This is a genomic window from Turicibacter sp. HGF1 (assembly GCF_000191865.1).
GTDB lineage: Bacteria > Bacillota_I > Bacilli_A > MOL361 > Turicibacteraceae > Turicibacter > Turicibacter sanguinis.
In genome coordinates this window covers 1-20,743 of record NZ_AEXQ01000021.1, presented here as the reverse complement: position 1 = coordinate 20,743, position 20,743 = coordinate 1, and the positions used below count along the sequence as shown (strand labels likewise).

24 protein-coding genes are annotated in these 20,743 nt (G+C 30.2%); 8 read left to right on the top strand and 16 right to left on the bottom strand.

Annotated features, from left to right (window positions below; all coding sequences use genetic code 11):
* Positions 1-381, top strand: a 381-nt coding sequence (locus HMPREF9402_RS02275) for an IS3 family transposase (RefSeq protein ID WP_009606333.1), incomplete at its 5' end; no start/stop codon positions are given.
* 1 nt (position 382) lies between these two features.
* Here the strand turns inward: HMPREF9402_RS02275 and HMPREF9402_RS02270 are convergent.
* From HMPREF9402_RS02270 to HMPREF9402_RS02255, 5 genes are all read right to left on the bottom strand, one after another.
* Positions 383-730 (bottom strand): hypothetical protein, encoded by a 348-nt coding sequence (locus tag HMPREF9402_RS02270; RefSeq protein ID WP_139058171.1) that lies wholly within the window; start codon positions 728-730, stop codon positions 383-385.
* 131 nt (positions 731-861) lie between these two features.
* The gene (locus tag HMPREF9402_RS14430) at positions 862-1,035 is read right to left on the bottom strand and encodes a hypothetical protein (protein ID WP_175282048.1); all 174 of its coding nucleotides are present in this window, start codon (positions 1,033-1,035) and stop codon (positions 862-864) included.
* 92 nt (positions 1,036-1,127) lie between these two features.
* Positions 1,128-2,360: a helix-turn-helix domain-containing protein gene (locus tag HMPREF9402_RS02265; RefSeq protein ID WP_009606347.1), complete on the bottom strand. Its 1,233-nt coding sequence runs from the start codon at positions 2,358-2,360 to the stop codon at positions 1,128-1,130.
* Positions 2,361-2,589: 229 nt separating this feature from the next.
* Positions 2,590-3,324 (bottom strand): Fic family protein, encoded by a 735-nt coding sequence (locus HMPREF9402_RS02260; RefSeq protein ID WP_009606334.1) that lies wholly within the window; start codon positions 3,322-3,324, stop codon positions 2,590-2,592.
* A 659-nt stretch (positions 3,325-3,983) separates the two neighbouring features.
* Entirely contained in the window at positions 3,984-4,580 is a 597-nt protein-coding gene (locus tag HMPREF9402_RS02255; protein WP_009606345.1) for a TetR/AcrR family transcriptional regulator, read from the bottom strand.
* A gap of 149 nt (positions 4,581-4,729) precedes the next feature.
* Here HMPREF9402_RS02255 and wrbA point away from each other — a divergent pair, with 149 nt between their 5' ends.
* Positions 4,730-5,332 (top strand): NAD(P)H:quinone oxidoreductase type IV, encoded by a 603-nt coding sequence (gene wrbA / locus HMPREF9402_RS02250; protein ID WP_009606329.1) that lies wholly within the window; start codon positions 4,730-4,732, stop codon positions 5,330-5,332.
* Positions 5,333-5,378: 46 nt separating this feature from the next.
* Here the strand turns inward: wrbA and HMPREF9402_RS14095 are convergent, their stop codons facing one another.
* The 10 genes from HMPREF9402_RS14095 to HMPREF9402_RS02215 form a co-directional block, all read right to left on the bottom strand.
* Positions 5,379-5,549: a winged helix-turn-helix transcriptional regulator gene (locus tag HMPREF9402_RS14095; protein ID WP_202944059.1), complete on the bottom strand. Its 171-nt coding sequence runs from the start codon at positions 5,547-5,549 to the stop codon at positions 5,379-5,381.
* A 31-nt stretch (positions 5,550-5,580) separates the two neighbouring features.
* The gene (locus tag HMPREF9402_RS14090) at positions 5,581-5,727 is read right to left on the bottom strand and encodes a hypothetical protein (RefSeq protein ID WP_009606344.1); all 147 of its coding nucleotides are present in this window, start codon (positions 5,725-5,727) and stop codon (positions 5,581-5,583) included.
* Between the two features lie 308 nt (positions 5,728-6,035).
* Positions 6,036-7,460: a 6-phospho-beta-glucosidase gene (gene ascB / locus HMPREF9402_RS02245; protein ID WP_009606336.1), complete on the bottom strand. Its 1,425-nt coding sequence runs from the start codon at positions 7,458-7,460 to the stop codon at positions 6,036-6,038.
* A 19-nt stretch (positions 7,461-7,479) separates the two neighbouring features.
* Positions 7,480-8,709: a glucose PTS transporter subunit IIA gene (locus HMPREF9402_RS14700; protein ID WP_009606335.1), complete on the bottom strand. Its 1,230-nt coding sequence runs from the start codon at positions 8,707-8,709 to the stop codon at positions 7,480-7,482.
* Entirely contained in the window at positions 8,706-9,362 is a 657-nt protein-coding gene (locus HMPREF9402_RS14695; RefSeq protein ID WP_009606350.1) for a PTS transporter subunit EIIB, read from the bottom strand. The genes HMPREF9402_RS14700 and HMPREF9402_RS14695 overlap by 4 nt, the downstream gene beginning before the upstream one ends.
* Positions 9,363-9,405: 43 nt before the next feature.
* Entirely contained in the window at positions 9,406-10,260 is an 855-nt protein-coding gene (locus tag HMPREF9402_RS02235) for an arginase family protein (protein WP_009606328.1), read from the bottom strand.
* 181 nt (positions 10,261-10,441) lie between these two features.
* Positions 10,442-11,185 carry a MurR/RpiR family transcriptional regulator gene (locus tag HMPREF9402_RS02230; RefSeq protein WP_009606346.1) on the bottom strand — a complete coding sequence of 248 codons (744 nt, stop codon included), beginning with the start codon at positions 11,183-11,185 and terminating at the stop codon, positions 10,442-10,444.
* A 732-nt stretch (positions 11,186-11,917) separates the two neighbouring features.
* Positions 11,918-12,145: a DUF3791 domain-containing protein gene (locus HMPREF9402_RS02225; RefSeq protein ID WP_009606337.1), complete on the bottom strand. Its 228-nt coding sequence runs from the start codon at positions 12,143-12,145 to the stop codon at positions 11,918-11,920.
* A complete protein-coding gene (locus tag HMPREF9402_RS02220) occupies positions 12,145-12,624 on the bottom strand; it encodes a DUF3990 domain-containing protein (protein WP_009606338.1) in 480 nt (159 codons plus the stop codon). The genes HMPREF9402_RS02225 and HMPREF9402_RS02220 overlap by 1 nt, the downstream gene beginning before the upstream one ends.
* Positions 12,624-12,848: a DUF3791 domain-containing protein gene (locus HMPREF9402_RS02215; protein WP_370456858.1), complete on the bottom strand. Its 225-nt coding sequence runs from the start codon at positions 12,846-12,848 to the stop codon at positions 12,624-12,626. The genes HMPREF9402_RS02220 and HMPREF9402_RS02215 overlap by 1 nt, the downstream gene beginning before the upstream one ends.
* Positions 12,849-13,578: 730 nt before the next feature.
* Between HMPREF9402_RS02215 and HMPREF9402_RS02210 the strand changes: the two genes are divergently transcribed.
* The 4 genes from HMPREF9402_RS02210 (at position 13,579) to HMPREF9402_RS02195 (ending at position 16,818) form a co-directional block, all read left to right on the top strand.
* Positions 13,579-14,358 carry a hypothetical protein gene (locus HMPREF9402_RS02210; protein ID WP_009606331.1) on the top strand — a complete coding sequence of 260 codons (780 nt, stop codon included), beginning with the start codon at positions 13,579-13,581 and terminating at the stop codon, positions 14,356-14,358.
* A 202-nt stretch (positions 14,359-14,560) separates the two neighbouring features.
* Entirely contained in the window at positions 14,561-15,124 is a 564-nt protein-coding gene (locus HMPREF9402_RS02205; protein WP_009606332.1) for a hypothetical protein, read from the top strand.
* A 3-nt stretch (positions 15,125-15,127) separates the two neighbouring features.
* Positions 15,128-15,565: a hypothetical protein gene (locus HMPREF9402_RS02200; RefSeq protein WP_009606348.1), complete on the top strand. Its 438-nt coding sequence runs from the start codon at positions 15,128-15,130 to the stop codon at positions 15,563-15,565.
* Between the two features lie 344 nt (positions 15,566-15,909).
* Positions 15,910-16,818 (top strand): SDR family oxidoreductase, encoded by a 909-nt coding sequence (locus HMPREF9402_RS02195; protein WP_009606340.1) that lies wholly within the window; start codon positions 15,910-15,912, stop codon positions 16,816-16,818.
* A 424-nt stretch (positions 16,819-17,242) separates the two neighbouring features.
* On the opposite strand, the gene srtB is transcribed toward HMPREF9402_RS02195, so the two are convergent.
* Positions 17,243-17,995: a class B sortase gene (gene srtB / locus HMPREF9402_RS02190; protein ID WP_230310462.1), complete on the bottom strand. Its 753-nt coding sequence runs from the start codon at positions 17,993-17,995 to the stop codon at positions 17,243-17,245.
* Positions 17,996-18,242: 247 nt separating this feature from the next.
* Here srtB and HMPREF9402_RS02185 point away from each other — a divergent pair, with 247 nt between their 5' ends.
* Both HMPREF9402_RS02185 and HMPREF9402_RS02175 read left to right on the top strand, forming a co-directional pair.
* On the top strand, positions 18,243-19,343 hold the full coding sequence (locus HMPREF9402_RS02185) for an LPXTG cell wall anchor domain-containing protein (protein ID WP_039930688.1): 1,101 nt from the start codon (positions 18,243-18,245) through the stop codon (positions 19,341-19,343).
* 170 nt (positions 19,344-19,513) lie between these two features.
* A protein-coding gene (locus HMPREF9402_RS02175) for an IS3 family transposase (RefSeq protein ID WP_139058169.1) occupies positions 19,514-20,646 on the top strand; the annotation gives its coding sequence in 2 pieces (ribosomal slippage) (positions 19,514-19,775 and positions 19,775-20,646; 1,134 coding nt in all).
* Positions 20,647-20,743: the final 97 nt, after the last annotated feature.

Here is a 20,743-nt window from a genome sequence, read left to right as displayed (position 1 = left end):
AACTCTGGGCCTAATAAGGATGCAGAATTAGTTAAGAAGGCGTTCAGTACAGTCCAAACTAACCTAAGTCAAATCAAGATTTTCCACACGGATCGAGGTAACGAATTTAGGAATAAAATCATTGATGAGATTTTAGAGGTATTTGAAATTGAACGCTCTTTAAGTATGAAGGGATGTCCCTATGACAACGCTGTTGCAGAAGCGACCTATAAAGTAATCAAAACAGAATTTGTAAACCATCAGATATTTGAAACCCAAGAACAACTAGGTTATGAATTTGCCGACTACGTTAACTGGTATAACAATCATAGGATCCACTCTTCACTGGGATATTTATCCCCAGTTGAATATCGTCAAAATACCCTTAAAAAAGTTGTTTAGTTTAGTGTTGACAATCCAAACTATCCAAAATTGATTGTAAGTGTAGAGTACCTTCTTTAGATAATAATGAACTTTTTTCTATTTGATTAATCTCATCATTATAAATTCCAGTAATCCAATCACCATTTTCCATAATCCATACCTCTCTGTATATAATACTTCCTATTCTACTTGATTCTAGACGAAATATATATTTTGAATTGTTTGTTGGTAAATCAATATTATCTATAGGGTTTGATCCTAATAATACTGAAATAAAATCCTCTATAATTACCTCTCCCTCTATATCTTCATCTCTAATAGAATATAGTCGATAATTCGTTGGATATGTTTCATCGAAAATGCTCACTCTTAACTCCCTATATTTACAGTCTTTCAATTCTATTAAGATTAGGCTACCAATCAAAAATATTAATATTATCGATAGTAGAATTATTTTATTTCTCATTCAAAAATCCTTTCAGGAATACTGTTTGGGTCTTATCTTACATCAGGGATATTCTCTAGACCTTGTTTTACATCAGGGATATTCTCTAGACCTTGTTTTACGTCAGGGATATTCTCTAGGCCCTTTGTTATAGTTAAAGTATTTCCCAGAAATAGACTTACTATCATAATATTTATAATCAAGCTAGTAGATAATGTTTTATTCATATTCTCCTTCCCCTCCTTTTCCTATTCCTATACTATACCTTTCTTCTATTTTTCACCATATTGTTAACTTAACAAAAATGAGTTCATTTTTGTTAAGTCTTTGTTATGTATTGTTCAATGTAATCTGATAACTCAATTTCTCTCCGTACTAATAAACGATAAATTTCAATTTTACATTCATTTATTAATTCTTTTTTTTGTATACGCTCAGATATAGTATCAATCTCTTTTAATAAATTCTCAATAGCTGTAATATCCTTTTGCTTAGCATAAAGGTTAATTAATTTCTTAATAATGGTTTTTTTATTATATAAACTACTTTCTTTCAATAATAAAATTTTACACTCTTCATAGTATATATGTACTTTATTATATTCTCCTAAACAATAGTAAATATCACCTAATAAAAATTTCATCAATGCTTTATCTAGCTCAGTATCACAATATTTAATTCCTAAATTTAATATTCTAATAGCATCTTGATAAGCTCCTTGTTCTTTAAGATTACATCCTAAATTGTGATAAGCATTTTTAAGAAATGGCTTATAGGTTTCCTGTTTTATAAAATCTTCTAAAATCTTTATAGCCTCAGAAAACTTCCCCTCTTTTTTCAAAAGAAGTTCTTTTAATAATATAGAAGCTCCTAATATCCTTATTTCTGTACATTCATCTAGAATATTATCAATGTAGAAATAACTTTGATTTAAATTCTCCAAAAAATAATTTACTTTTGCTAAATCATATTTATTTTTAAATTCTAGTAATTTATCCCTATTTCCAATATGCAATAACGATAATTCTAAATTTAATAATGATTCATAATAAGAGCCACATTTTTGATAATTCATTCCTATCTCTCTATAATAAATTGCTTTTTTATAACTATCACTTTCTGATTTATAGATACAATTGATAAAATACTGATTTGATTTATCATATTTTTGTTCTTGTTGATAATAGTAAGCCAATTTTTCATCTATATTATTTAAATAATATTCAAATCCATACTTTATACATATATTCTTATACATTGAATAATTAGATAATCCAACTTCAAGTATATTATTTTCCTTAATCCAATATAAAGCTTCTTCTTCCTCCGTCATTATAAATTTGTCTAATGAATAAAGTTTTTCAATTTCACCCTGTGTTAATAGGAATAAGGCATTATAAATTTGCTTTATTGTTTCTGTAGGAGCTTCACGGACTCCTTTTTCAATCATACTTATATACGAAGCACTAAATCCATAACTTTCAAAATGAATTTGTTTAATATTATACTCCTTCCGACATTGTTTAAGTTTTTCGCCCACTTTTGAAAACATTTTACCACCTAATTTTACTCTCTTTATTTATACTAATATTTTACAAAAAAATACAATTATAAACAATGAATATCCTCAGGCTTTCTTTTTACATAATTGTTATAATAAATTACTAATGCTCCTTGAACTAATCAAGGTTTAATAAACAAAAAAGGGAGGGACCTAAATAGCCCACCGCCCCGATAAACAACCAATATAATGCTTTTTATATCGAATTCAATTTAACTTTTTATCCAATTAAATATAAATAAGTATCAAAACTTCTATCTACTGCTTGTGCAATAAATTCAACAAAATCATCCGTATTACCAGTCGTACTCGCTTTTTCTAATGCACTCATATAATCTACACGGTCAGTATTTCTAATAACAGTTAGTGGATATCCATTTCTTAGTAGAATTAAATTCATTAATAATCTCGCTGATCTGCCGTTTCCATCTATAAAAGGATGGATATAAACATATTTAAAATGGAATAATGCTGCTAATTTTACGGGATGCATTGTTTCTTTATTTTCATCATACCAATCTAATAGCTCTCTCATTTTATCTTCTACAAGAAAATATTCTGGTGGTCGATGCATACTACCACTGATTAATACATTTGCTTTTCGATAAACACCAGCATTTGAATTATCAATGCTCTTTAAAATAATATGATGAAGATCTCGAATGACTCTTTCTGATAAATCAAACTCTTTACTAACGACATCTTGTATATAATCAATAGCTTCTTTATGGTTTAAAACTTCGAGATGTTCTCTTAAACTTTTGCCTCCACCTATTGTTAGACCATCTTCTAAGATTACTTTTGTTTCAGTAATCGTTAATGTATTTCCTTCAATGGCATTTGAATTATAGGTAAATTCAACATCAAAATATTTCTTTAAATTCGTTAGAACCTCTCTACTTAAAGGACGATTATTATCTAACAATTGTTTCTTTTCATCTAATAACGTAAACATAAAAACTCTCCTCTCTTTATAAATTCATTTATTCTATTATGGACTGTTAAAGTCATTTATTCCAATGATCTAATATCCCTGTCTAACATTAATTACTTTAAATAGCAATACTAAGACTATTATATCATAAATGTGACTATCTACTTATCATATAAAAGACTATTTACTATCCTATTCGATAGATATCTGGACGTGGATACTAACCGGAACGCCCCATCTCCACCATAAAATTCTCGTACGTAATATTTACAAAGAAAAACCATATCTAAGAACAGAAGCTGATTCTGAGTTTAGATATGGTTTTTTATTTATTATCAATGGTTTCAAGCATTTTTATAAAATATTTCATTGATATAAGATCCTAATATAAAATGTAAACTTATGAGCACAATTACTATTAAAATTAGCAAAAAAAGAGCTAAGCGATTTTAATCATCACTTAGCCCTTTATAAATATCCTTTTTCTTTGAAGAAACATGTGGAATTAGGTTGCTTAGCCTACTTTTCGAGTAAAGATGAGGAAACTTCATATTTACGAATAATCTCACATCTTCGTTTACCATTTAGGTAAAGTTTAACTAATTGATTTTTAAATTCATCAGTATATGCTCAGCAAGGTCTACGAGTTTTAGTTCGGATCATGTAAGCAATATTATTAATTACTTACTTTCAAAACCTATTGCTTGAAGTGGACCGTTCAAAATAATTGTAGTTAAAGTCTTTGCCATGTATTTAGTTGAATACATCTGTTCAGATTCGACCCACCAAATAATCATTCCCAATAAAGCAGATGTAGTAAATTGAGCAATGAATTCAGAATCTATTTGCCCTTTACTATTAACAGTTGAAAATTCTGATTTGAATTTACTTTTTATAAGCTCATGTAATTTCTTTTTAATTTCTATTACTCCATAATTACCTAAAATCGCTTTATAGAAACTAATATTGTTGTTAACACTTTCAAAAATTAGTATGAGCATATTCTGTAGTTTTTCTGAATCAACAGAATTGTCTATGATATATGATGTTGGTTTTATTAAATCACTAAGTTCATGAAATACTTCTTCAGTGATTTTATCTAGCAAATCATATTTATCTAGAAAATGAAGGTAGAAAGTAGCTCGATTAATTAGAGCTTGATTAGCAATGTTTTGTATTGTTATTTTTGAAAATTCTTTTGTTTGAATAAGAGATAATAAAGCTTCTTTTATCATCTTTTGAGTTCGTATAATTCGCAAATCTTGATTACTAGACAAATTTCATCACTCCGTATTGTTAATATATACATAATAGACAAAAACTATAACAACTGTCAAATATTCGATAGATCATTAAAAAGTGTTTATTGAATTAATTTGTTTAAAATCTATAATAGCGTTATAACCAACTTAAAGGAGAGATTATTATGACAGTAAAATTAGCAATTATTTATTATAGTTCAAAAGGAACAAACTATAAAATGGCACAATGGGCTTCAACAACAGCAAAAGAGTTCGGAGCTGAAGTAAGATTGGTAAGAGTACAAGAACTTGCTCCACAGGCAGTTATTGATGCGAATCCACTTTGGAAAAATCATTTAGAAGAAACTAAACATATTCCATTAGCAACGCATGAAGATATAGCATGGGCAGATGCTATTATATTTTCATCGCCTGTTAGATTTGGTTCAATTGCTGCACAATTAAAGCAATTTTTAGATACTTCAGGTCCAGTTTGGTTACAAGGAAAAACTGTTAATAAAGTTGTTACTGCCATGACATCAGGACAAAACACGCATGGTGGTCAAGAAGCTGCTATTCTTTCTTTATACACACCTATGTTCCATTGGGGAGCATTAGTTGTTACTCCAGGATATACAGATCCCTCAATTAATTTAGCAGGTGGAAACCCTTATGGAACAAGTGTAACAATTAATCCGCAAACAGGAGAAATGTTAGGAGATGTTTTTGCAGCTGTACAACATCAAACAAAACGTGTATTAGAAATTACAGAACAATTAAAAAAGTAAAATACTATATTCTATGTTAAAAAAGTTCACATTCATGTGAACTTTTTTAGTTATTTTTTAATTTATGTATTTGAATTGAGTGTTCTGACCAAAGAGTTACAGGTACTAAGGACTCTACTAGCTCTTTTCCATGATTAGTTAAAGAGTATTCAACTCTAAGTGGAACTTCATTGTATTGTACTCTACTGACAACTTCAGCTTCCATTAATTCTTTCAAACTTTTAATCCACCTGCTTCAACTAAATGAATTACTCACGATCTAATCCTTCTAGTTGTTCTTTAATCATTTCATAAGCATCATTAAGTGATATGCTTTGACATATTTGATAAAGGAATTTAGACTCCTTTACCATTTTAATCGATACGATATTAATACATTTTGCGACATTCGACATGTATATTCCCTCCTGAGCAACTATTAATATACTATAAGTATTATTAGAGGCATTAATGTCTCTACACAGGGGAGAATTTTCGAAGTATTATTTGTTCTTTTTCTTGTGGTGTTTGCACTATATGGCTACGTATTCATTCTTCAATAATGGGAATTTACAAATTTTATTAGTTCAGATAAAACAAGCACTATAAAAACACGGCACTGACATCATAAAATGATATTTGCTATGCTCTACCGAATCATAAGAAAGAACGCATTTTTACCCTCTCGATATACAATTTTTGGTTAATTAACCTTATTGTAAACTTATTTTAGATTTTCTCCATTTGTTCTTATTACTTCTTTATACCAATTAAAGCTTTTCTTCTTGTATCTATTAAAACTTCCTTCGCCATTGTCATTTCTATCAACATAAATAAAGCCATAACGTTTTCTCATTTCTCCAGTTGAATTACTTACTATATCAATTGGTCCCCATGAAGTGTAACCCATCACTTCAACTCCGTCAGCGATTGCCTCTCTTACCTGAACTAGATGGTCATTTAAATATTTTATTCGATAGTCATCAATGACTGTAAAATCTCCATTTTCGCCTTTTACTAATTCATCCTTTGCACCTAGCCCATTTTCTACAATAAATAGTGGCAGTTGATATCTATCATATAATAGATTCAAAGTGTATCTAAGCCCTTCTGGATCTTTTTGCCAACCCCATTCAGTTTCCTCTAGATAAGGATTTTTAACTGCACTCAAAATATTTCCTTTAGCTTGTATATTAAGCTCTTCATCGGCTGTTGCACAATAACTCATATAATAACTAAATGAAACAAAATCAACCGTATTCTTTAATATTTCCTTATCCTCATTTGTGATGTTTAATTTAATGTCATTCTCCATGAAATAACGATTCATATAGCTTGGATATTTTCCTCTTACGTGAACATCTGCAAAAAATAACGACTCTCTATCTTTACGTATCATCTCTAACATATCTTTCGGATTAGGAGTTAATGGATACATTGGACCACCTTCTATCATACAACCAATCATTGCTTGCGGCATTATTTCATGCCCAATTTTAACAGCTAAAGCACTAGCAGTTAGTTGATGATGAATCGCTTGATAAAGAACACTTTTATTAATTTCTTCTGGTTTACCTTGAATTCCAGCACCATTAAAGGGTGCATGAAGTACCACATTTATTTCATTAAATGTTAACCAATACTTAACTTTATCTTTGTATCTTTTAAACACTACGCTAGCGTATCGTTCAAAAAATTTTATTAGCTTGCGATTGCTCCATCCTCCGTAGTCAATAACCAATCCCAATGGCAGTTCATAATGAGACAATGTAACTATAGGTTCAATATTATATTTCTTCATTTCATCAAATAAATCATCATAATATTTTAACCCTTTTTCGTTCGGTTCAATCTCGTCTCCATTAGGAAATATTCTCGACCATGCGATTGAAATTCTTAAAACTTTAAATCCCATTTCTCCAAATAACTTAATATCCTCTTTATATCGATGATAAAAATCAATTGCATCTTTTTTTAAGTATTTTTCTCTAGGAGGAATAGAAACTTCACCGAATACTCCATCAGGTAATGCATCGGCTGTCGTCCATCCTTTTCCATCTTCCAACGCTGCCCCCTCTATTTGATTTGCGGCTGTTGCGCCACCCCATAAAAAGTTTTCTGGAAATTCTTTTCTTACTGTATTATTCATAATAATTCTCCTTCGCCTATTATATCGTAGTTATGCTTATAATCGTTTCTTTTTCTTTTACAGTTCCGGACATAATTTTTTTAATTTCCTTATAACTGTCTACGTTTACAATAAGAATTGGTGTCACAACTTCATACCCTTCTTCTTTAATTTTATCGATTTCAAACTCAATCATGAGATCTCCTAATGCTACTCTATCTCCTTCACTTACATGAGATGTAAAGTATTTCCCTTGTAATTTTACTGTATCGATTCCAATGTGAATTAATATCTCAGCACCCTGGTCTGACCTTAATCCAATCGCATGTTTTGTTGGAAATATTGCTGTTACAACTCCATTGACCGGCGAGAATACTTTACCTTCCATCGGTTCAATTGCAACTCCCTTTCCAAGCATTTCCCCAGCGAAGGCCGGATCCATTATTTCTTTTAAATCAATTACGTTCCCCATCATTGGACTTTTTATTACTTCATTCAGTATCTTATTTTCAACAGATTTTTGGCTTTTTGAGACTTCACTAATAGTATTTGTCTCTTCTTCATTGGACGAAATATCTTCAAATCCCCAGAACCATAGCCCAACAAAAGTCACAACAAATGCGATTACCATTGAAATACAAGCATTAATTAAGTTAGTCCAATCATTTGGTCCTATGAAAGCAGGGAGCGATAACAATCCCGGGGAACTAAATGCAAATCCTCTTACTCCAGTAATACCAGCATAAAAACCTCCTACAGCTCCACCAATCATAACGACATAAAGTGCTCTCTTAATTTTCATCGTGACTCCAAAAAGTGCTGGTTCAGTAACACCTAATATAGCTGTAACACCAGATGAAAAAGCCACTTGCTTTAATTCTTTATTTTTTGTTTTTAATGCTACACAAAGTGCTGCAGCTCCTTGAGCCATATTACTAGATAAGTTCCCTGGTCCTGCAATTGTCTCATATCCAATCGTAGCATACCCTTGTATCATAAATGGTACTAAACCATAATGCATTCCCGTCATAAGCATTAATGGGAATATAGCACCTACTATTGTAGGAACTAGCCATCCTACATGTATATTAAGTATATCTAAACCTATTGACATAGCTGTTCCAGCTAGAAAACCTATTGGTCCAAGTACAATAAATGCAAGTGGTGCAACAATTAATAGGCATAGTAGTGGTTTAAAGAAAAACTTAAATATTTTTGGTATGACTTTATCTAAAAATCTCTCTACGTACGATAAAACCCAAACAATCAAAATAATTGGGATGACACTCGAAGAATATGTTGCAAGTATAACTGGAATTCTAAAAATGATGAAAAATGAATATTAAAGGCATCAGTAATTAAAGATGTATATGATGGATGTATCATTGCTCCAGCAATGGATACAGCAATAAATTGATTGCATTTAAATTTTATTGCAGCAGTATATGCAAGCATAACTGGCAGGAAATATAATGGCGCATCTGCTATAAGTTCAAGAAAATAATAGGTTGTTCCTTCTGTATCAACTCCCAATAATACTGCAATTGCTAATACTGAATTTAATAATCCTGCACCTATAATGGCAGGCAAAATCGGCGTGAATACTCCTGATATTATATCTAGAAGCCTTTCTACTAATCCTCCTTTTTTCTTTTTTTCATCATTGTTACTTGAAGTTATATTCACCTTACTCATTAAAGCTTCATATGCTTTTGGAACCTCATTTCCTATGATTAACTGAAATTGACTATCCTGGTTAACCACCCCTAAGATTCCTTTTGTTTTCTTTAAAGCATCTTCATTTATTTTAGAACAATCATTTAAATTAAATCTTAATCTTGTGGCACAATTCGTTAAATTGATTATATTTTTTTCTCCACCTATATTTTTCAAAATTTCTTGTGCAAGCTTTTGAAAATCCATATTTCCCCTTATCCTCTCTTCATTAGTTAGTTAATTAGTTTATTTATTTAAAGATTGAGATACTTTCTAAAAATTTTTTTAAGTTAATAACATCCCAAGGTAAATGTTCTGCAATTCCAAGCCCCACGATTTCAGTTTTTTTAGAAATATCTATGAATAAACGACTTAATTGATCAAAAGTCATTTCACCCTGTGGCGCATTTACAACTGTTCCATCTGGATTTGCAAATAAAAGAGAACGAAATAATTTTGGATCAAGAACATCTAAATCAAGGTGAACTGCTACATGCTTTATTTGATTTCTCTCAATCCACTCCAATACCAAATCGCTATTTCGAGCTAACTCTTTTGAGCTCGCACTGCGTAATTGTAAGCGTTCAACAATATCTGCTTCTTGTCTAGTCATCTCATTTAATCCTCCATACATCACTAAATCTGGATTCAAAGGAACTTCAACTTCGGCGGCAAATTGAGCATCCCCCTCACCTAACAAATTCCCAAGTACCATTGCATGTGCATGAGCAAACATTTTTGGTGTGGACACATCTGGATGTGCGTCAAGCCATAAAACTCCTAGTTTACCATCATATTTTTTATTGAGATAGGTAAATGGAGCTTGTGATACTAAACAGTCACCCCCAAACACAATCACCTTGTCTGGTTGATGTTCCTCAATAATATTTTGTGCTGATCGCAATTGCTGTAATAAGACTGATCGCGCAACAACACCATCTTCTTTTTCTAATTTCATTCCAGTATAAGACTCCACTGGTACCTCAACCACCAAATCATTCTTTTCATTTGGAGCTAACCACGTTAAAAGTTGTGCACCTAACAAATAATTGGGATTATTTCCACCTTGCCACTGAGGCATAAGTAATCGTAAAGTATTTGACATTTCAAATTTTCCTCCCTTTTATTTTTCTCACTAATTATGTTGCTTTACGCTATTATCATATCTCCGCTATTATACGCTTTCAATAAGGTCTCTGTTTTTTAGCGTGAAACAAATTTTTAAATGAAATATTCGCACAAAAGAAATCAAAAAAATCCAAGCTTCACGCTTGGATTATATACTATTATTCATGTATTAATTTATATACTTGTCTTCCTAACTCTTCAATGAGATATACAACAGGAATTTGTGTAGTTACATCAATTATCTCAAATTGAAATGAATCAAAATTTTCTACCGGAACATGATAAAACAGTGATAAATCAGCCATCTTTGCAATCGTATTGTCTTGCGAATTTGTAATCGTTATAATCGTTGCATTAGAGTTTTTAAATTTATTAACTCGATTAATAAGTTGTGGAATTTCACCTGAAACAGATAAAGCAACGATAACTGCACCCTCATAGATTTCATCCGGAATTGGGTAAAAAGGATCATCTATACAATAAGTTAATTTCCCCATACTATTAAAACATCTAGCACCATACTTTGCCATAATTCCAGAAGAACCAGCTCCAATAAAAATCACCTTTTGAGCTTGACAAATTAAGCTTGCAGCCTCGTAAAGTTGTCGACTTTTTTCTTCTTTATTCATTTTCTGCAAATAATCTAATACAGGCTTAAGTTCTGTCTCACTTATTCGCTCAACATCGTTGAGTTGAGCTAACTTTAATTTCACTTTAAATTCTGAGTAGCCGTTACATCCGACCTTTTTGCAAAATCGTAAAATGACTGTAGTCGATACATGAGTTTCCTGTGCTAATTCTCGAATCGTCATCTCTAGAATCTTATCACTATTTTTTACAATATAGTTATAAACTTCAAACTCTAAATCATTAAGACTTTGAATCTGTTCATAAGTAAACATATTTATTCGTTGTTAAATAATTTTAACAACTCCTCCTCCTATCTGTTATTCATTTCCTTAACTTTATTATAGACTATATCATTAAAACTATATTTGTTTCATGATATAACTTTCACTGATATTTAGTATATTCTGGTAAGTTGTTGACATTGCCCCATTCCCTAGCAGTGAAGGATTTTGCTTTGCACTGTCAGGGGACCCATTTCTAGTTATTTGACTTGTTTACGAGCAATATTACATTTACGTTCCTATCTACTTGAAGTTGAACTAATTGAATTTTAAATTTTTCTCTATAAACCACTCATTTTTCTGAAACAGATTTAACATATTGATTTTGGATTAAAGCTTCAATTTCTCATATTGAATCAACTCTTTCTCTAATTCAGCTTCACTTTGGTACGACATGTAAATCCTCCCCTAATTTTATTCACAATATAATTGTATCACAAAATATTCCAAATAAAGTCAAGAGTCCTTTAATATATTGCTCATCTTCGATACCAGTATATACTAAATAATAAATTGCGGTGAATGGATGCGGACTACACCTAGAAGAAATGGATACGTCTATTTCCTCTTAAAACTTTATAAGTCAATTATTAAGCTTAATTTTAATATTAAGTATCGATCATACGTTTTTTAATCAAATGAAAAAGGAAGTTAGACAATGTCTAACTTCCTTCTCGTCATTCAATATAATGATCTATTATATTGAATATTACCATTTCATCTTTAATAATAACCAATATCTTTTTTCAGATGATATTCTAACATAAGTTCATCTACTAAATATCCATCAGCATAACAATGTAAATCACTAATTCCTTGTGAAATTAGTTGATATGTTTTTGATGTATAGAACAATCCCATTGCTTCTTCTTCAGTTATATGAGCCTCTTTCGCTAAGCTCTCAATAATTCTTGCAAATTTCCGTTGTAATAAAATTTTATTGGCTTCCATTAAACATCTCTACTTTCTTTATATGTCAAATAACTATAAATGACTTCTTGATTAACGATGCAGATTTGAAAGTTTGGTTTATAATATTTTAATCTTCCTAAAGCCTCTTCTTTACTAATTAATCGATCTAAGTAAAGCTCAACTGTATTAAACACTTTATCATCCGCAATACCACCTGCTATAACATCATAATCCTGATAAATCAATTCACCATTGCGACACTTAATAATAAAATCTAACCACTCAGTGTTATACTCCTCAAATATCAGGATACGTAAATCTTGCTTTACTTTCTCAAAATCAAACTCATACACATTAACAATACCTGGTTTTCCTAATCTCTTAAATCTAGATACCCAACTAACAGCTTGTTCTTCAATTGGCGTGACATAAAACCCTTTTCCAAAATCTAATTTATTTCTTGAATATTTAATATCTGGACTTACGATTTTACAGTAAGAACCATGATAAACTAGCATTAGATCAACTCCTTCTGCTTCATCATACCTACAATCTCATTTATAATATATTCCTTACTTTGTGTATGTAATGGCTCATAAGACGGCACAATATAGTCAAATAATATCCTACTTTTAACACCTAGTAATTGATAAATATCCTGTGCATTCATCTTTAAATAATCAGCAATGTTTTCCACACAAAACACTGCAAACTCAATTTCTTTTTGGCTCAAACAAGACACCTCCAAATTACAATTTATATCTATCATTATACTCCTAAATCTCTTTAAGCTCTTTACTTACATTATAAATCATTTTTCACTCACAATCTATATTATAAGGATACTACAACAGTTATAACCTCTAATCGCTTCATTTTTGAAACGTGGATACTAACCGGAACGCCCCATCTCCACCATGAAATCCACGTCCGCAACTGTTACAGGAAATCGAATAAAACAAAAACCATTATCTGAGTTCAGATTCAATCTGATTTGAGATAATGGTTTTTTCATTTGACTAAAGCACATTTGTAATAATTAGTTCCAATCAACATTCATCTAACAATTCACTGATAATATCTAATATATCGTCATATCTTAAACAAATACCTTTGAAATCTTGGTTTAGATTATTTACTTCTGCTAAATAATTAAATAAAGTCTGAATAATATCTATACTAAAAGATAGGCTTTGATAGAATGAGTAAACATATTTTTTTGAAGCCTTTTCATCTAAATTCTTAACATAGAAACTAATAAAATTACTATATAATAAACAGAATTATTGAATATCTACTTTAATTTTCAAGAGAATTTTAGATGTTGGCTATATTAATAGGAATTTTTCAGCTTCTCACACTTACCTCATATTGTTAAAAATACCAAAATATACTTTTATGAAAAATTTATGTAATATTGTATTATACTGGTGATAATTATATCGAATTTTGTTGAAAAAGGATGAGAGTTTATGAAACTTACTAAAAATGTAATTTTAGGTGGGGCAGTAGCGACTACTGTAGTAGCAGGAACAATTACTTTTAATACTGAAATAGCTGGAGCAGTAAAGAATAATATTGAAGCTTTAAAAACTAAAATTGAAGCTTTTCCACAAAATGATGAAAAATTAGTAAATAAATATGAAGCTTTAAGATCTGATGCAGAGGCAAAAATCACAGAATTAAAAACAGAATTAGAGAAATCAAATAGTAATCAGGATCAATTAAACAACGAGATTAGCCGACTCGAAGGTGAAGTCAAAAAAGCAAATGTTGCAATTGAGGCATTAAAACTTTATTCAGATGTAGCTGTTCAATCAGTTGCAAATTTAAATCCAACAGATGCCTCTACATTACCAGGATTAGATGGTGAGATTGTAGAAGAAGAGCAAATTGCGACTGCCACTTCACATTTTTATGCTGATAGTGTACACGTAACCATAACATTAAACACAGATATTAATATTGGAGTATTTAAAAAAGGTAATATTAAAATTCAATATCTAGATGCTAATGGAAATCAAATCCAATTAAAAGATAAAACATGGGATGGTTATTTAAACAATGACGGCAAACAGTTTGGTAAAGGTTTAATAAATAATAATAATTGTTCAAATGAATTAGAAGCTGGAAAAACCTATTCAACTACTTTACGTACTAGCTCACTTAACGAAGTTGCTCAGGTAGTAATTACTGTTGTTAATAATGAAGGGGAAAGTATAACAATCAATAAATTAAATCCTAATCAATAATTTATAATTTAGGGCTAGTTACTTATACCATTAAGGTTATCTAGTCCTATTTTCTATAACCTACTGTTTTTATAAGGGAGTTGTGATTTGCCTCTCAATATTAATTCCTATAATAAACAGCATACTTTTACATCCCCTACTATCATTAATTAAGTATACGAAATTATAACGGAGGATAGAATATAGGCTCACGAGTTAAAATATGATCTATATTCTGATTAAAATAATGAAGAATACTATCATTAAAACTATTGTTGGGTTTTTAACAGGCGTTGCAATTACTAAAATAAGTGTTACTTTCAATAATAGTCCAATAGTCACAATTGAAGATAATATCACTAATTTAAAGAGTAAAATTATTGCGTATTCAGAAAATGAAACTAAACTTATAGAGAAATATAATGAATTATATCAAGCTTATACCTTACTGATAGAAAATAATTCTAGTTCAAATGAAGCAATTGATTTACAGAATATTGAATATTTGCAAGAATACTATAGCAACTTAGAAAATCAGATTGAAGATTTAAATCATCAACTTGAAGTTAAAAACACAGAAAATATTGAACAACAGGACTATATTCAATCATTAGAAAATACTATAAAAGAGTTAGAAAACAAAATTCTTAAAATGGAATTTAACGATCAGAATGATTCTCAAACAAAAGAGTTAAAAGATAAAACTGATGAAATAGAATCCAAGCATGATAGCGTATCTACAATAGCAAGTGAAAGTTCTATTCCAGTCGGTTCTAACGAGGAGTAAATGATGAATTTTAATATGACTCGAAAAAAAATATATTTCTTACTTCTTGGAGTGTTATTTTTGTTAATGATAGTTTTAATTCGCTCTTGTTCACTTGGAGAAGATAAACTCCTTGATTCTAATAATAAAGAAGAAATCTCATCTATTATTGATAATAAAGAAGATAATGGAGATAATCTTGGAGATTTGCCTAATGACTTAGGCAGATTTAATACACAAGATGATCAAACTATATTTAATGATTTAGAAAAAGAGCATGTATCAACTTCTCCTAATAATAACACATCGAACAAAAAACCATCTAATAATCAAAACGAAGATACTTCTAATAACAATGATTCAGAAGATAATAATTACTGGAATATTCTATTTAATGAAGTTAAAAAAGCAAATAGTGCGTTTGAGTATCTTCTAAATCTAACAGAAGAAGCTTTAAACTAATATTTCAGTAGGTAATTTTAAAAAATGAATTTAAATCCTTATCATGATGTTGCATATTACTTAAAAGGAATCCATCTATCATTTTTTTATTGTGTTAGAACTTTTAACTGTAATGAAATCGTAAATCTGGAAACTAAAAAGAGCATCTGCCTCAATGAGGTGATGCTCTTTTATCTTTTATCCTTATTAATTGGCATCAGCTATAATAGAATAATATTTTTATCTAACGTTGCTTATTCATTCTGCTACCTTAGAAATAACACGACCATCGTTTGGATTAAGTCACACCCTAATTATTTATTTCATATAATGAATTGACTTATTTCTATTAAAGGTGGTGTACTATGTATCCTGTATATAAATATATCGGTAAACGTGAAGACTGTGAGGAAATTAATTTAGCGTTTTCTCCTCAACATCAGGATCAACAACCAGGATTAGAATACTTAATGAATCCACGCCCAATCTCTGAAAATCCTTATGCTATATCTGGACAACGACTAAAAGATAAGGTCGCTATTATTACAGGTGGGGATTCAGGAATTGGGCGAGCCATCGCCTATGCCTTTGCTCGTGAAGGAGCTCATCTTGCTATTGCTTATCTAAATGAGCATATTGATGCTACTGAAACACAACAACATATCCTAGAACTTGGCCAAGAATGTATTTTAATTCCTGGAGATTTAACAAAAAAAGAATGTGCAGAAGAGGTTGTTCAAAAAACACTTCATCATTTTGGAAAAATTGATATCCTTATTAATAATCATGCTGTTCAATTTGTAGCAGATAGTATTCTAGACATTAGTGAAGAACAATTAGATCTTACTTTTAAAACAAACATATATTCTTTTTTCTATCTTACACAAGCCGTACTTCCTTATTTAAAACGTGGTAGCAGTATAATTAATACAACATCTGTGACCGCTTATGAAGGAGAAAAACAATTAATTGATTACAGTGCTACTAAAGGTGCTATTCTATCATTTACCCGATCACTTTCTCAATCACTCGCCGACAAAGGAATACGTGTCAATGGTGTTGCACCTGGACCAATTTGGACACCACTTCAACCATCTTCATGGTCAGCTGAGCAGATTGAAACCTTTGGAACAAAAACACCAAAAGTTCCAATGAATCGTGCAGGGCAACCATTTGAGGTCGCACCTTCTTATGTTTTTTTAGCAAGTGATGATTCTAGTTACATGACAGGGCAAATTCTTCATCCAAATGGCGGAACAATTACAAGTACATAAATAATAATGATCATTTACCTATTTTATTCTTATGGATGTATCTGTTAAGAAAATGAGCAATATAAAATTTTTCAATATGAAATGAACTTTAAATCTCTTTCCTTCTTTAGCTTGATTAGGAAAGAGATTTTTTTATGAGAAGGTATCAACGCGCTATAATATTTTGTATTTATTAAATCATTAAAAGAACATTATGAATAATAGACCAATCAATAACTTTCGAATTATTAGATTCATTCAATTTTTTTATTACTTAGACAGCTTTTATACTATTTCTTAAAAATAGAATGTTCCCTAAGAAGACTTAATATTCCCATTTTTTAAATTCTTGATGATTTCTGAAACATCAATCTATTTAATAAAATACTTATTTAGATATTAATAATTCAATAAACAGGTATTTTACTATAACTCTTATTTTTAATTACTGTTTAGATATTAATTTACCATGAACAATAGTACGTGCATTCTCAAACTCATAACTACAAGTAAAAAGAGTGATTATATGATCATTAGCATTTAAATCTATATCTTTTTTATACAAGGATCTATTTTTTATATAGTTTAGATATTCCTTTTTATCTTTTTCATTTTTAAAATTAATTTTCAAATAATCTTCATGAGTGAAATCCGCTACGTATGTAGAAAATACTTCATAAATATATTTATTATCCTTATATTCAATCGTAATTAAATTATTTTGGTTAAAGAAATCTTCCTTTTTAAACTGATGAAGTTCTCCAAACATTGTCCTATTTCTCATGTAATGCCCATATAAGATAACACTATTATCTTCTTCAAAGTTGTTTCTATAATCCATAAATATACTACCCGAAGCTAGATAATTTTTATTAAAATCATGTTTAAGATAATATTGATTATCTTGACTTTGAACAACTGGATAATCAATATTAGTATTCTCTATTTTTAACCAAAATCTATAATCTGAGTTTATAGAAGTAAGTTCTTTATATCTATTATTTTCGTTAGAATGATTGCCTTCACTATCATCTCTATTATCTTGATTAGGAGCACTTATTCCCCTAATCTCTTCATAGATATCATCTGCTTTTTTGTACTCCGCTAATTTTACATAAATACTAGAACTAGAAAAAATTAATATCAAAATTAGTACTAAATATACTAATAGTTTCATGATTTTTTTCAAATAAATCATCTCCTATTGCATTTACACTAAATAATAAGATATTTTATAAACCCTTTATATTAAATTATAAATAAAATAACAAAACATTATGTATTTACTACAGATTAGCTAAGAAAATTGATTATAAAAAATGTTAAAAATTATATAGAAAAGTTATAACTTTTGTTTTGTTGGTAAGTATATGTAGGTAAGTAAAATTATTTAAATCATGTGATACTTATAGCTATTGATTAGTATGAAAGGAGAAAAGCGAAAGATGAAAAAGAAATTATTAGGTAGCTTAATATCTTTATTTACATTGTTTATACTCTCGCCCATCATGGTATTTGCTAATGCAGCGGGAAGTATGACGGGTACAGAATTTTTAGGAAATAGTGATGGACAAGGGAACATTACTTTAGATGGAGATGTTACCCTTACGGATTCATTAAAAATTAATGGAGGAAACTATACAATTAACTTAAATGGGAACACTTTAAAATTTACAAAAGATACAAACCTTTTTACCAATGGTGCTAATGTTACCTTTAAAAATGGAACAATTAATCTAGATGGAGTTCAAGGAAATGCAGATACTATCCTAGGAGTTGGGCATTATGGAAGTAGCGCTAATTTAACTTTAGATGCCGTAACATTACAGGCTAATAACTACAAGTCACCTTATGCCTTAATTTATGTCTACAATGACAGTACATTAAATATAGAAAACAATTCTGTTTTAAATGCAAAAAATGAAAAAAGTTTATCTGGAGGAGTTATAAAAACCAGTAATGGAAAAAGTGGGAAAATAAATATCACAGATTCTACCTTAAACTTTGAAAATGCTGCACGTGGATTTGTAGATGGAACTGTAAATATAAAAGACTCTAATGTCACAATGAAAGGATTAAGTAATGGTATCAATAGTAGTAAGGGTGGATTAGATCTTACAGTAGATAACTCTAATCTTACAATTACTGGATCTATCGGACGTGCCTTAACAATTGATGGGACAAATGTTAACGTTAAGAATAATTCTGTACTTAATCTTAGTAATTCACTTGCAGGTGACATCCGATTTAAAAGTGAAGGAAAAATTGAAGTTGATCCATCATCTGAATTAAACTTTAAAACTGTTAAACTAGATGATGCAGTTAAAGGAACAGATTTAAATGACTTAATCGTATCAGACAAATATGATTATCAGTTAGATGAACAAGGCAATGTTATCATTACGGAAAATCCAATTGATACAGAAGCTCCGGATACAGAAATGCCTGATACAGGTGATAACAATAATTTATATCTAATGATTGGTATGGTAATTCTATCTATAAGTGGTTTACTGTACTTAATAAAACAACCTCTAAAAAAATAACATATAGATAATTAAATAAAAAAAGAGAAAATAAAATTATTTTCTCCTTTTTTATGCTTATATTACTACTTTACTATCATTAGATATTATTTGGATAGGCTACAATTAATTAGACAGTTTTTTTAAGGTCATGTAGAATTATAAATAATATCGTTAAAAGGAGCTTTAACATGACCCCAACCAAAACTCGTAGACCTCGCCGTACGTATACAGATGAATTTAAAAATCAATTAGTTCAACTTTATTTAAATGGTAAACGAAAATGTGATATTAGCCGTGAATATGATCTTTCACCTTCTTTACTGGATAAGTGGATTAAACAGTCAACTTCTACCGGTTCTTTTAAGGAAAAAGATAATCGCTCAGAAGAAGAACAGGAGCTCATCCAACTTCGTAAAAAAGTTAAGCAACTAGAAATGGAAAATGATATTTTAAAGCAAGCCGCGCTGATCTTAGGACGAAGATAAATGTGATTAAAAATAATACCCACAAATATTCAGTTTCAGCGATGTGCCAAGTCCTTAACGTGTCTCGTAGCACTTATTATTACGAATCTAAACCGAAGAAAAATGAGTCTCAACTTGTTACTGATATCGTTGAGGTTTTTCGTCGAAGCCGTAATAACTACGGAACTCGAAAAATTAAACACGAATTAAATAAAATGGGGCAACAAGTTTCACGTCGTCGGATTGGTCGTATCATGAAACAAGAAGGGCTAGTATCGAACTATACGGTCGCTCAATTTAAGCCGCATATGGCTAAATGTAACGATGATAAAATCGAAAATATTGTGGATCGTAACTTTAATGAACAGCCATATTTAAACGTTGTTGTCAGTGATTTAACGTACGTAAGAGTGGGAAATCGCTGGCACTATCTATGCGTTCTTGTAGACCTGTTTAACCGTGAAATTATTGGGTATAGTTCAGGGCCAAATAAGGATGCCGCATTAGTTAAGAAAGCATTCAGTACGGTCACAACTAATCTAAGTCAAATCAAGATTTTCCACACGGACCGTGGTAACGAATTTAAGAATCAAGCGATTGATGAGATCTTAGAGGCATTCCATAGTGAACGATCCTTAAGTATGAAAGGATGTCCCTATGATAACGCAGTAGCTGAAGCGACTTATAAAGTCATTAAAACTGAATTTGTAAAGAATCAAAGGTTTGAAACACATGAACAATTAGGCTATGAATTGGCGGACTACATCAACTGGTATAACAATCATCGAATCCATTCTTCGCTAGGCTATTTATCTCCAGTTGAGTACCGTCAAAACACCCTTAAAAAAGTTGTTTAGTTTAGTGTTGACAATCCAAAATATTTGTTATTATTATTCCAGTCAACATTATTTTTTTATAAGACACTATTCATACACTCCCTTTTTAATACCATTA

Bases quoted from the DNA above. Each gene is read 5' to 3' on its own strand.
- HMPREF9402_RS14430 (WP_175282048.1), bottom strand. From the start codon at position 1,035: ATGAATAAAACATTATCTACTAGCTTGATTATAAATATTATGATAGTA.
- HMPREF9402_RS02265 (WP_009606347.1), bottom strand. From the start codon at position 2,360: ATGTTTTCAAAAGTGGGCGAAAAACTTAAACAATGTCGGAAGGAGTAT.
- HMPREF9402_RS02260 (WP_009606334.1), bottom strand. From the start codon at position 3,324: ATGTTTACGTTATTAGATGAAAAGAAACAATTGTTAGATAATAATCGT.
- wrbA (WP_009606329.1), top strand. From the start codon at position 4,730: ATGACAGTAAAATTAGCAATTATTTATTATAGTTCAAAAGGAACAAAC.
- HMPREF9402_RS14090 (WP_009606344.1), bottom strand. From the start codon at position 5,727: ATGTCGAATGTCGCAAAATGTATTAATATCGTATCGATTAAAATGGTA.
- ascB (WP_009606336.1), bottom strand. From the start codon at position 7,460: ATGAATAATACAGTAAGAAAAGAATTTCCAGAAAACTTTTTATGGGGT.
- HMPREF9402_RS14695 (WP_009606350.1), bottom strand. From the start codon at position 9,362: ATGGATTTTCAAAAGCTTGCACAAGAAATTTTGAAAAATATAGGTGGA.
- HMPREF9402_RS02235 (WP_009606328.1), bottom strand. From the start codon at position 10,260: ATGTCAAATACTTTACGATTACTTATGCCTCAGTGGCAAGGTGGAAAT.
- HMPREF9402_RS02230 (WP_009606346.1), bottom strand. From the start codon at position 11,185: ATGTTTACTTATGAACAGATTCAAAGTCTTAATGATTTAGAGTTTGAA.
- HMPREF9402_RS02225 (WP_009606337.1), bottom strand. From the start codon at position 12,145: ATGGAAGCCAATAAAATTTTATTACAACGGAAATTTGCAAGAATTATT.
- HMPREF9402_RS02220 (WP_009606338.1), bottom strand. From the start codon at position 12,624: ATGCTAGTTTATCATGGTTCTTACTGTAAAATCGTAAGTCCAGATATT.
- HMPREF9402_RS02210 (WP_009606331.1), top strand. From the start codon at position 13,579: ATGAAACTTACTAAAAATGTAATTTTAGGTGGGGCAGTAGCGACTACT.
- HMPREF9402_RS02205 (WP_009606332.1), top strand. From the start codon at position 14,561: ATGATCTATATTCTGATTAAAATAATGAAGAATACTATCATTAAAACT.
- HMPREF9402_RS02200 (WP_009606348.1), top strand. From the start codon at position 15,128: ATGAATTTTAATATGACTCGAAAAAAAATATATTTCTTACTTCTTGGA.
- HMPREF9402_RS02195 (WP_009606340.1), top strand. From the start codon at position 15,910: ATGTATCCTGTATATAAATATATCGGTAAACGTGAAGACTGTGAGGAA.
- srtB (WP_230310462.1), bottom strand. From the start codon at position 17,995: ATGATTTATTTGAAAAAAATCATGAAACTATTAGTATATTTAGTACTA.
- HMPREF9402_RS02185 (WP_039930688.1), top strand. From the start codon at position 18,243: ATGAAAAAGAAATTATTAGGTAGCTTAATATCTTTATTTACATTGTTT.